11 protein-coding genes are annotated in these 11,911 nt (G+C 45.2%); 2 read left to right on the top strand and 9 right to left on the bottom strand.

Annotated elements, in window-relative coordinates; genetic code table 11:
- Window positions 1-28 precede the first annotated feature (28 nt).
- The 6 genes from xseB to D7Y06_RS07040 form a co-directional block, all read right to left on the bottom strand.
- The gene (gene xseB, locus D7Y06_RS07015; RefSeq protein ID WP_120407097.1) at window positions 29-274 is read right to left on the bottom strand and encodes an exodeoxyribonuclease VII small subunit; all 246 of its coding nucleotides are present in this window, start codon (window positions 272-274) and stop codon (window positions 29-31) included.
- 31 nt (window positions 275-305) lie between these two features.
- Window positions 306-1,520: an exodeoxyribonuclease VII large subunit gene (gene xseA, locus D7Y06_RS07020; protein ID WP_120407098.1), complete on the bottom strand. Its 1,215-nt coding sequence runs from the start codon at window positions 1,518-1,520 to the stop codon at window positions 306-308.
- Window positions 1,517-1,909 carry a transcription antitermination factor NusB gene (gene nusB, locus D7Y06_RS07025; protein WP_120407099.1) on the bottom strand — a complete coding sequence of 131 codons (393 nt, stop codon included), beginning with the start codon at window positions 1,907-1,909 and terminating at the stop codon, window positions 1,517-1,519. The genes xseA and nusB overlap by 4 nt, the downstream gene beginning before the upstream one ends.
- Before the next feature lie 82 nt (window positions 1,910-1,991).
- Window positions 1,992-2,369, bottom strand: a complete 378-nt coding sequence (locus D7Y06_RS07030; protein ID WP_120407100.1) for an Asp23/Gls24 family envelope stress response protein — start codon at window positions 2,367-2,369, stop codon at window positions 1,992-1,994.
- Window positions 2,370-2,491: 122 nt separating this feature from the next.
- Window positions 2,492-3,598 (bottom strand): PucR family transcriptional regulator, encoded by a 1,107-nt coding sequence (locus D7Y06_RS07035; protein WP_120407179.1) that lies wholly within the window; start codon window positions 3,596-3,598, stop codon window positions 2,492-2,494.
- A gap of 72 nt (window positions 3,599-3,670) precedes the next feature.
- Complete coding sequence (locus D7Y06_RS07040) at window positions 3,671-4,783, bottom strand: ABC transporter ATP-binding protein (protein WP_120407101.1); 1,113 nt, start codon at window positions 4,781-4,783, stop codon at window positions 3,671-3,673.
- A 314-nt stretch (window positions 4,784-5,097) separates the two neighbouring features.
- Here D7Y06_RS07040 and D7Y06_RS07045 point away from each other — a divergent pair, with 314 nt between their 5' ends.
- Both D7Y06_RS07045 and glgD read left to right on the top strand, forming a co-directional pair.
- On the top strand, window positions 5,098-6,306 hold the full coding sequence (locus D7Y06_RS07045) for a glucose-1-phosphate adenylyltransferase (RefSeq protein ID WP_120407102.1): 1,209 nt from the start codon (window positions 5,098-5,100) through the stop codon (window positions 6,304-6,306).
- On the top strand, window positions 6,300-7,445 hold the full coding sequence (glgD, locus tag D7Y06_RS07050) for a glucose-1-phosphate adenylyltransferase subunit GlgD (RefSeq protein ID WP_120407103.1): 1,146 nt from the start codon (window positions 6,300-6,302) through the stop codon (window positions 7,443-7,445). Before D7Y06_RS07045 ends, glgD begins: the two co-directional genes overlap by 7 nt.
- A 72-nt stretch (window positions 7,446-7,517) precedes the next feature.
- Here glgD and D7Y06_RS07055 read toward each other — a convergent pair whose 3' ends face one another.
- From D7Y06_RS07055 to D7Y06_RS07065, 3 genes are all read right to left on the bottom strand, one after another.
- Window positions 7,518-8,279 carry a response regulator gene (locus tag D7Y06_RS07055; protein ID WP_120407104.1) on the bottom strand — a complete coding sequence of 254 codons (762 nt, stop codon included), beginning with the start codon at window positions 8,277-8,279 and terminating at the stop codon, window positions 7,518-7,520.
- A 27-nt stretch (window positions 8,280-8,306) separates the two neighbouring features.
- Window positions 8,307-11,381, bottom strand: a complete 3,075-nt coding sequence (locus tag D7Y06_RS07060; RefSeq protein ID WP_120407105.1) for a response regulator — start codon at window positions 11,379-11,381, stop codon at window positions 8,307-8,309.
- Between the two features lie 93 nt (window positions 11,382-11,474).
- Complete coding sequence (locus tag D7Y06_RS07065) at window positions 11,475-11,909, bottom strand: dUTP diphosphatase (protein ID WP_120407106.1); 435 nt, start codon at window positions 11,907-11,909, stop codon at window positions 11,475-11,477.
- Window positions 11,910-11,911: the final 2 nt, after the last annotated feature.

Raw genomic sequence — 11,911 nt, forward strand, 5'->3', positions numbered from 1 at the left:
TTTCCTCTTGATTCTAAGTTTTGTGTCTTTATGCAAACTCTGCAGTGGAACCGTCGCTGTTTAATACCAGCATCTTTTTTTCTACGTAATCAATTTTTTCATTGCACTGCTTTAACTTTCTCATCCCTGTCTCATAGAGAAGAAAAGACTGCTCTAAGGAAACTTCCCTGTCCTCCATCCGGGCAATAATATCCTCAATTTCCAAAAAGAGCTCCTCCAAATCCGGCTCCCTGGTTTCCAATGTGTCTCCTGTATCTTTTGGCTTATTTTCCATATATTCCGCCTCTTCTCCAATCTTTATCCCATCAATTTTCCGAAATCAAAACATCCTGTGCCTTTGCCCTGACGCTGCCGTCTGCAAACCGAAGGCAGAGCACATCCCCAGGACTCACCTGGGATGCATTGCTGACACGCTTATTTTCTGTGTCAGATACAAAAGCCAATCCCTGTTTTAATTTTTTTGCCGGAGACAATCCCTCCAGCTCCCCCGCCAAAAGGCCAAGGCGGTATTTCTTGTCTGCAATTTTCCCCTGCATTTTCTGGGCCAATCGCTCTTCCAGATTCACAGCGTACTGCTTTTTTCCGTTTAACTGGGCCATAGGGCTTTTCTCCTGAATTTTCCGAAGCAAATCCTGGTAACGGTTCCTATTTACATTCCACTGATATTCCATGGCATGGTTTAAACCCTGCCTAATTCCTGACATTCTGCCCTGCAGTTCAAAAATATCGTACACTGCCAGTTCTGCCCCGGCGGATGGAGTTGGCGCCCGAAGATCCGCCACAAAGTCTGCAATGGTAAAATCCGTCTCATGGCCAACGGCGGAAATCACAGGAACCTGGCACTCAAAAATGGCCCTGGCCACAATTTCCTCGTTAAAAGCCCACAAATCTTCAATGGAGCCTCCGCCCCGTCCCACAATCATTGTATCCACGCCGTAGTGTTCCAGGGCCTGTATCCCTTTTACAATACTCGCAGCCGCCCCCTCTCCCTGGACCTGGGCCGGGTAGAGAATAACCTGGACATATGGGTTTCTCCTGGCTGAAATATTTCGGATATCCTGGACTGCCGCCCCTGTCTGGGCCGTTACCACCCCAAGGGTTTTTATATATTTAGGAATGGGCTTTTTGTATTCCTCCGCAAACATCCCCATTTCGGAAAGTTCCTGCTTTAATGCTTCAAATTTAAGAAATAAATCCCCCGCCCCGTCCTTCGTAATCTCTTTTGCGTAGAGCTGATACCGTCCATCCCTTTCGTAAACCTCCACGGATCCGGTAACGGCTACCTTATCCCCCTCCTGCATTTTAAATTTTAGGCCGCCGCGGTTACGGTTACCGGCAAACATCACGCCGCTTATGGCTGCCTTTTCATCTTTCAGGGTAAAATAAATATGCCCGGAGGGATGGTATTTGCAGTTTGACACTTCCCCTTTCACACAGATATTTTTCAACATAAAATCCTGTGCAAACATATTTTTAATGTAACCGTTCACCTGGGTGACGGAATAGGCGTTCTTATTCATGCAAACTTTGACAGCACACCGTTGATAAACGCCGGTGAATCATCGGTGCCGTATTTTTTTGCCAGTTCCACTGCCTCGTTTATGGCTACTCCAAGGGGAATATCCTCCTCAAACTGAATTTCATAAACCGCCAGGCGGAGGAGGGCCAAATCCACCTTCCCCATTCTGCTGGTTTTCCAGCCCTTTGCTTTTTCATTTATCATCTGGTCAATCTGCTCTAACCGCTCCGTGATATCCTCAGATTTCTTCCTGATATATAAAATATCACTCTCCGAAGTCTTCTCCTCCTCAATGGCCAGCCCCATCTGTTCCTCAAAGGCTTCCTTCTGGTGAAATTCCACCCGGAACAATATCTGAAAAATCTGTTCCCTGATTTGTCTTCTCGTCATTCTGCTTCCCTTTCTAACTAAATTCTGTGACAAAAACCGAAAAAAGGATGCCATGAGACACCCTTTACCTTTAGGGAAAGCACTATTTACTTTTTCCCATATCAACGGATGCAATCCTTACATTCACACCGGAGACCTCGAGCCCTGTCATGTTCTCAATTGCATTTTTTACCCGCTCCTGCACTTTGGAGGAAACCTGGGGAATGGCATAACCGTAGGCAATGTTTAAGGCCACTGCCACTTTCACCACGCCCTCCGCCACTTCCACACGGATTCCTTTGGAGAGATTTTTCATGCCCAGCTTGCTCACCAGCTCGTTTGTGATATTTCCAGCCATGGAGCTGACACCCTCCACTTCCGTAGCGGCAAGGCCGGCAATAATTGCAACCACTTCATCAGCAATTTTTACTTCTCCCAATTTATCGTCTTTGATTTTAAAACCTTTTCTGTCCTCAGCCATATAAAACCTGCCTCCTCATGAAATAATACCTTTATTATAACAGACTGTTTCCGATTTGAAAATACAAAGTTTTCCTATTCCTTAGTATATCTAATATTTGGGCTTTCTATCCTTCCAAAAGGTTATTCCATCTCCGGCCCTCTCATCAGATTGATTCCCTGCTGATAGGACATATGGGAGAGCACCATCATGGCTATTTTAAAGGTCATGGCATCGTCAAAACGGCGGATATCAAGGCCGATGGCTTTTTCTAAACGCTCCAGACGGTACACCAGGGTGTTTCTGTGGACATAAAGCTGCCTTGCCGTCTCAGAAATATTCAGATTGTTTTCAAAAAATTTCTGAATCGTCACTACATTTTCTTCCGTAAATATTTTGGGAATGTCTTCCCCGAAGACTTCCCGGATAAACATTTCACACAGGCTCATGGGTATCTGGTAAATCAGACGGCCGATTCCCAGCTTGCTGTAAGAGACTGTCTCCAAATCCGCATAAAAAATTTTCCCCACCTCAATGGCCATCTTCGCCTCCTGGTAGGAACGGCTGATATCCTGCAGGTTTACCACCCGGTTGCCGTATCCCACCCGCACCCGCACCATAGCCTCGCTGTGCATGTTGTCCGCCAGCATTTTTGCCACGGATTCCAAGGCCGCCTCACTGGACAAATCCCTCACATCTTTCACCAGTATAATATTCTGTTCATCTACCTCTGTAACAAAATCCTTGGTGGAGCTGCCAAACATCCCCCGGACAAATTCCATAATCCCGGCGTCTTTTTTCCCCTCCACTTCCACCACATACACAACCCGCTCCGTCTGCTCGATATGAAATTTTCTCGCCTTGTTGTACATATCCACAACCAGCATATTCCCCAAAAGAATATTCTGTATGAAATTGTTCCGGTCAAACTGCTCTCTGTAAGCTTCCGCCAAGTTCCGAATCTGGCATACCGCCAGCTTCCCAACCATATAGGCTTCCTCTGTGGAGGACTTAACTAAAAGAATGTAGGCCACTTCATCATCCACAAGGACTTTAAAAAAGTGGGAGCCCGCTAACATCTGGCTTTCCGCCATGGATTCCGCAAAGTTAATCACCGCCTCCTCCAAATCTTCTTTCTGGTCAAAAGTGGCGGCTACTAATTTTCCTCTCTCGTTGTAGAGAGCCATATCCAATCTGGAAATATCCTTCATTTCCTCTAATGTAACCTGAATTTTGTGAATTGACAGCAAAAACATCTCTCCTTTTCGTTTAAAAGGGCTGGGCGTAGATACGCCCAGCCCTGATAGATTGTCGATTTTTGACTAGTTTGTAATTGTCTGCTCTGTCTCTTTGTCAAATACATGGATTTTCTGAGTATCCATAGCTAATTTTACATGGTCGCCAAGACGAGCTGTGGTTCTGGAATCTACTTTTGCAGTCATGCTAACCCCTGCAACATTGAAGTATAACAATACTTCAGAACCTAATAACTCGTATCCGGTTACATCGGATTCGATAATGCTGTCTTTGTGTGTCTCGATTTCAATCTGGGAATCTCCCATATCGTCCGGTCTGATACCCAAAACAACAGTCTTTCCATTGTATCCGCCGTCTGCCAGTTTCTTAGCTTTTGCAGGAGGCAGGGTAACTGTAAATTTGTCGAAGGTCAAGGTAGCTTTCTCGCCCTCTACTTTGCACACAGCATCCACAAAGTTCATCTGAGGAGATCCGATGAATCCTGCAACGAATAAGTTGTTGGGCTCGTTGTACAGTTTGATTGGGGAGTCAACCTGCATGATGACACCGTCTTTTAATACAACGATTCTGGTTCCAAGGGTCATAGCCTCTGTCTGGTCATGTGTTACGTAGATGATGGTTGCACCAAGTCTCTGATGTAATCCGGAAATCTCGGAACGCATCTGAACCCTCAGTTTTGCATCCAGGTTGGATAAAGGCTCATCCATAAGGAATACCTTAGGATTACGCACGATAGCACGTCCCATAGCAACACGCTGTCTCTGTCCACCGGATAAAGCCTTTGGCTTACGGTCTAACAATTTCTCCAGGTCAAGGATTTTAGCTGCCTCTTCCACTTTCTGTTTGATTTCAGGCTTCGGCACTTTTCTTAATTTTAAACCGAATGCCATATTGTCAAATACTGTCATATGAGGATACAGAGCGTAGTTCTGGAATACCATTGCGATATCTCTGTCTTTCGGCTCCACATCATTTACAAGCTTTCCATCGATTTTCAGCTCGCCGGAAGAAATCTCCTCCAAACCTGCAATCATTCTAAGGGTAGTAGATTTACCACATCCTGAAGGGCCTACAAAGATGATAAATTCTTTGTCTTCTACTTCAAGGTTGAAATCCTTAACAGCTTCAAAGCCGTTGGGATATTTTTTACAAATATTTTTTAAAGATAAACTTGCCATTGGTCTAATCCTCCTAGAAATTTGTTTTCTTAATTTGATAGTATTACTTTATCAGAGATTTCCCTTTTCTTCTATTCGATAAATACACAAAATAAAATTTTGTTTCTTGTGGTTTCGACGAAATCATAGTACAATCTGTCACCCCTTCGTCAATATGACGAAAATTTCGTTTTTTACTATACAATGTGATGAATTTGAATTTCAATGCCTACAAGATTTTGTATTTTTTGCTTGAATTTTCCACACTTATCCTTTGCAAATTAGCTAAAATGTTATATAATAGGAGAAAGGCATTACTATAAGGAGGTAACATTATGGCAAAAGAAATAATTGCAATGCTTCTCGCCGGAGGACAGGGTTCCCGCCTCTACGCATTGACAGAGAAGCTGGCAAAGCCTGCAGTTCCTTTTGGAGGAAAATATCGAATTATAGACTTCCCCCTTTCAAACTGCGTCAACTCAGGAATTGATACGGTGGGTATTTTAACCCAGTATCAGCCCCTGGTATTAAATGAGTACATAGGAAACGGACAGCCCTGGGACTTAGACCGTCTTCACGGAGGTGTCCATGTTCTTCCCCCCTACCAGAAGGCAAGCGGCTCTGACTGGTACAAGGGCACTGCAAATGCGATTTATCAGAATATTTCATTTATTGAAAGATATGATCCCCAGTATGTGATTATCCTGTCAGGAGACCAGATCTGCAAACAGGACTACAGCGACTTCTTAAAATTCCACAAAGAAAAAGGTGCGGAGTTTTCCGTGGCCGTTATGGAAGTTCCCTGGGACGAGGCTTCCCGCTTCGGCCTGATGGTGGCAGACGAAAACGACAAAATCACGGAATTCCAGGAAAAGCCAAAGAACCCTAAGTCAAACCTGGCTTCCATGGGTATCTATATCTTTAACTGGGACATCTTAAAAAAGTATTTGGAGGAAGATGAGGCGAACCCTGAATCGGAGAACGACTTCGGAAACAATATCATCCCCAATCTCTTGAGGGACGGACGGGAAATGTACGCCTACCACTTTGACGGATACTGGAAGGACGTTGGAACCATATCTTCCCTCTGGGAAGCAAATATGGAAGTTTTAGACCCTGAACACAGCGGCATTAACCTTTTCGACGAAAACTGGAAAATCTACAGCCGAAACAGCGGTATGGCAGGCCACAAAATCAACAGCGGCGGCGTTGTGGAAAATTCTATGCTCACAGACGGCTGCCGGATTAAGGGCACCGTAAAACACTCTGTACTCTTCTCCGGGGTTAAAGTGGAGAAAGGCGCTGTGGTGGAGGACGCTGTGGTTATGGGCGGCACCACCATTAAGGCCGGGGCTGTGATTAAACACTGCATTATTGCAGAGAATGTAACCATAGAGGAAAATGCCATTGTGGGGGCAATGCCCACGGAGACGGAAAAAGGCGTTGCCACGGTTGGAGCAAACATTACCATTGGAGAAAATGCCACGGTTGGCCCAAATGCCATGGTGAGAGAAAATGTAAAAGGCGGTGAAGAACAATGTTAAATTCAAATATGAGCACACTTGGCATTATTTTCCCAAACACATATGACGCCCTGGTTCCCGAGCTGGTAAATGTGCGGCTGATGGCCTCCATCCCCTTTGCCAGCCGTTACCGTTTAATCGACTTTGTTTTGTCCAGCATGGCAAACTGCGATATTGACAATATCTGCGTAATGGTAAACAATAATTACCATTCCCTGATGGACCATCTGGGCTCCGGCCGTGAATGGGATCTGACAAGGAAAAACGGCGGGTTACATATCTATCCGCCCTTTGCGGAAAAGAGCGCAAAACCCTATACGGGACGTGTGGACGCCCTGGCAAGGCTTTTGAATTTCTTAAGAAGCCAGAAAGAAAACTATGTGCTTATGTCCGATGCAAATATTGCGGCAAACTTCGACTTTAACGCCATGATTCAGGCGCATATAGAAAGCGGTGCGGATGTGACTGCCGCCTACAATGAACAGGAACTCCCGGAAAGCCTGATTAATTCCCACTCCCATGACAAGGGATACTATTACACCTTCGGCATCAACGAGGAGGGACAGATTACAAAAATATTTGTGAATTCCAAGGAAACCGGGGTTCAGAATTTCAGCATGAATGTATACATCATTGAGCGGGAACTTCTGATAAACTTAATCGACGATGCCTTTATCCATGGACAGGAGTACTTTGAGCGGGATGTTCTTCTTCCTCAGCTGAACAAACTTCATGTACACGCTTACAAGTATGAGGACTATGTAGCCCGTATCACGGATATGAAGAGCTATTTTGATGAAAATATGAAGCTTTTGGACGATTATAATCTGGACGGCCTGTTTTCCGGCTCTCCCATTTACACAAAAATCAGGGACGATACTCCCACCAGGTACAAAGAGGGGGCAGTTGTCCAGAACGTGATGGTGGCAGACGGCTGCGTCATTGAGGGTGAAGTGGAAAACAGCGTGTTATTCAGAGGCGTCACGGTGGCAAAAGGTGCAAAGGTGAAAAACTGTATTCTCATGCAGGGGACAACCGTGGAGTCTGGCGCCGACATCCAGTACCTTATCACCGACAAGAACGTGAAAGTTTCCGCCGGCAAAGAGGTGAAGGGAACAGACAGTTTCCCCATCTATATCGGAAAATCACAAAAGATTTAAAAATTAATATATAAAAAACTGCCGCTCTCCTGCTAAAAACTGAGGCGGCAGCTTTTTTATCCTTTCGGCAGATTAACCGAGTATCTTATTTATCTCTGAGACCAACCTGTCTTTCACCGGAGGTTTTAAGAAATATCCCGCCGGTTTTAATTTCAGCACGGCTTCGATATTCGCCCTGTCATTGATAGCTGTTAAAAAAATCACGGGGATATCCTTCATATCCTCATCTGCACATATCATTTCAAGGGTCATTTTCCCGTCGCAAATAGGCATCTCATAGTCCAGCAGAATCAAATCCGGCCTGTTCTTGCCTATGGAAGTCATGGCCTGGGCTCCTGAAATCGCCAAATCCACCTCATACACATCCTGAAGCATGGCTTTCATGGTCCGAAGGGCCGTGCCGTTGTCATCCACTACCAGAATCCGTTTCTTTCCGCTGTCCTCTTTCCCTGTCTCTCTTTTCACATATTTCTCATTCAGTTTCAGCCTTCTGCAGACAGCCTCCATAATCACAGTATTTTCCACCGGGCGAATCAGGTTTTCAAATTGGGCGCCTTCATAATATTTAAAGAATTTACTGCTCTCCTCCTTTGTACCGATGGTGATAACCGGAATCTGCCCATACTGGTCGCTCAGAAGGAAAAAGACAGAAGTATCGATATCGTATGCGCCAATCAGACTAATCATCACAAGATCAGGATTTACGATTTTCATCATTCCCTCTAAAACCCCTGCGTTTTCCGAACAAAACTGTACATGGAAATACTGAGATAAAAATTTGTTTGTTTCATCCATCACAGTGTTAAACTTTCCGATTAAAAGTATTTTTTTCATTTCGTTCTCCCATCCCCGCTTTCATAATTATGGCCGGTCCGCCATCTGTGCTGTCAATAAAATTCCAAGGCGGTCTGATTCTTCTATGTCCAAATTTGTCACTGCCTCCCCAAGTTTTTGGATATTTTCTCTGATATCCTCCGGAAATTTATATGTACGCAGCTGCTCCATCAATCCATCTGCCTGGTCAATATCCATCTCCCGCATACTAACCCGCACCATTTCCACAAGAGCCTGCATCACGGAATAATCTGTGATTTCCTTTTCCTCCCCGGTTCCCAGTCCGAAAACACCCTGCAGTTTCTGCCGGTAGCTGCGCCACTCCTGTAAAAATACCGGGGTCATAGACATGATCACATCTATTTTACCATCTTTTGCCGCATATTCCAATACCCTTGCAACACCGGAGAGGGGAATGATTCCCACAGTGGCCGCAAGGCTCTTCATGGCATGTACCTGAATCCGGTATTCCTCCAGACAATCAGGGTCATGGATATGCTCATATTTCTCCATAAGGCTGTCCGCCCCGGAATCAATCTGACTGTAAAACTCTTTTACGGTATATTGAAGCAGATCCATTTCCGGCAGATGCATCCAGGCATAATTCCAATCAAGCCCGTCCACAAAAGGCAAATCCTCAAGGCTTTCCTGGGTTCCCTCCGTCTGTCCTTCACCCTCCTTAGTGCTTTCCGGTTCAAAATCCCCATAGGTCAAAAGCTCCTCCGGCAAAAATTTCTTTATCATATTTTCTAATTTTTCCGGCACAATGGGTTTTGATAAAAAATCGTCAAAACCTTCGTTTAAATACTTTTCCTTGGCCCCGGAAACCGCATTGGCCGTCAGCATTATGATCGGGGTTTTCTCACAGGGACACTCAGGCAGAGCTTTTATGTGATGAAGGGTTTCCACACCGTCCATCTCCGGCATCATATGGTCAAGAAAGATTAAATCGTAACGATTTTCCTTCACCAGATCCACACATTCCCTTCCCCCTCCGGCTTCCGACACCTGAATCTGTGTCTCTTTTAACAGATTCCTCAGGACTTTCCGGTTCACCGCATTGTCATCCACCACCAATATTTTTGCATCCTTGGCATGGAAGTTTGTGCTGTAACTATAATTTTGTGCAATCTGGTGAACTTTGGACTCAAAATCTCCGATGGGCGTACAATCTACGATTTTCTGTTCCAGCTCAAAAGAAAATTTTGACCCTTTCCCATAGACACTCTCCACATGAAGCCTGCTGCCTAACATGTTCAAAAGCAATATGGTAATATTCATGCCCAGTCCGCTTCCCTCAATGTTACGGTTTCTGTCCTCCTCAATCCTCTCAAATTCCGCCGATAATTTGGGCAAATCTTCTTCCTTAATTCCGATACCCGTATCTTCCACTTCAAAGTTCAGCACAGCTGTGTCACCTGTACGATCCCCACGAATCCGAAGCCACACCGTCCCCTCATGGGTATATTTCACAGCGTTGGTGAGGATGTTCGTCAACACCTGGCGGATGCGCACATCATCTCCATAGAGGCGGGAAGGGATTTCATGTTCTATTTCCACCACCAGGCTGAGATTTTTATCCATAGCCCGCTGGGATATCATATTCACCAAATCATGGAACATACTGCTCACATCATACTCTACCGGTACAATCTCCATTTTACCGGACTCAATTTTTGAAAAATCAAGAATATCATTTATCAGGGACAGCAAAGACTGGCCTGCCGTATGGATATCCATGGCATATTCCTTTATATTCTGTTCTTTGGACTCACGGAGAATCATCTCATCCATGCCAAGCACTGCATTGATAGGCGTGCGGATTTCATGGGACATATGGGCTAAGAACTTTCCCTTTGCCTCATTGGCGGCAAGGGCTTCCTGCCGCGCCGCATCTGCATCTCTCTTTGCCTGTGCCAGCAGTAAATTCTGCTCTTTGGCTTCCACCATTTTTTTCTCCGCATCTAACCTGTACTCCTTTGATATCTGAAAGACATGCATCACCGCCATAATCACACTAAAAGCGGTGATACTGTACTGGCGGGCCAGATACCCATAGCCGCTTAAAAAAAAGAAATCCAAAACCAGCGTTGCAATCTCCCCGGATATAAGAACCACCAGGGACGCCAATGAGAGAAAGGAGAGATACTGCCTGTCTCTGCCAAACATCTGCACCAGGCTCACAATGGCCACAAGGGACATACTGCTAAGCACAACTATGGAGAATTTTTCCATACCTTCTAAACTTTTCACACCTGATATCTGAAGCAGGATCTGGATGCCTGCATTGAGAATTACACAACAAAGGAGCAGGGCAAAACGGCGGGGATAAAGGGTGCGCAGGTTCCGCTCAAAATACAGCACAAAAAACAGCGGAATTAGCAGCATCAGATACCCTTGCATCACATGCGCCCCCTGCATATTGAAAAACAGACGCATCGTGCTTGTGCCCACAAAACAGTACACCCCGGCTGCAAATTCAAAGAGGCCCAAAAATATTTCTCCCCGGCTGGGCTGACTGGTGTACCACCGCATCAATACAAGGACGCACATAATAATAGCCACAATCTCTATCAGCAAAAAACAGACAATATCCACAAAATTGTTTCCCATCAACCCAATCACAAGTATACCCTGGCTTTCAAACAGGATTTCACCCAGGGTCGTGGAGGCTTTTTTATCCAGAACCGTCAGTTCCATACGCACTTCACCGATTTGAAAATTATTGGGAATATGTACCAAGTGCTCGCTGCGTTTTTCCGGACTGCCCGTTTCCTCGTAAATAACCTCACCGTCCAAAAGCACACGCACATCGGCATTTTCAGAGGAAAATTTCATGGAGAAACCTGCATAATCCGTTGGCAGTGAATTTGTAAAAAGGATGGTATCCCTCTCTTTATTTTTTTCTGTGTAGGGCAGGCTCACCGTTGATGTCTTACCGCCGTCAACAGAAGCCAAACGCCAGTCTTCATCCAACAAATATTCCAACTGGTTGGGTATGTACGATACCTCCTCATCCCTCTGATGCCCAAAGGAAGCGACGAGCATAAAGACAATAGTCAAAAAAATGGTAATCCCTGCAAACTTCCGTATATATTTCATCTGAACTCCCCTCTTATCCCTATTCAAAAATTACGGTATCCCGAATAAAATAGAGCTGTGCACCTATCAAGGGTGCAACAGCCCCATGTTTCCCTACTGTTTCCCGGTAGTCCCAAAACCTCCCCTGTCTTTATTTCCCAGGGAATCACATTCTACAAATTCAATCCGGGGCTGATTCTTCTCAATGCGGAACTGACAGATTCTGTCGTTTTTTTCTACGGTAATATCTCTTGTGGCGTACATGGGCACATGCCACATGTCCCTGTCCCCACAGTATGAGCCGTCTATCACCCCGCAACTGTTTGTCTGAATCAGGCCGTAATTTTTAAAAGTAGAACTCCTTGGCACCACATGGGCTTCATACCCTTTGGGCAGCTCCATGGCAATTCCTAAGGGAATCAGCTTAAACTCTCCCCTTTTAAAAGTGACCCTCTCTGATGCCCTAAGGTCTATCCAGTCAGACTTGCCGTCAATATAGCGAAGTCTCTCTATCTCATCCGAAAGGTATTTTATCCTGATGGTTTCCATTT

This window comes from Roseburia sp. 1XD42-69 (assembly GCF_003612565.1).
Lineage (GTDB): Bacteria > Bacillota > Clostridia > Lachnospirales > Lachnospiraceae > Roseburia_B.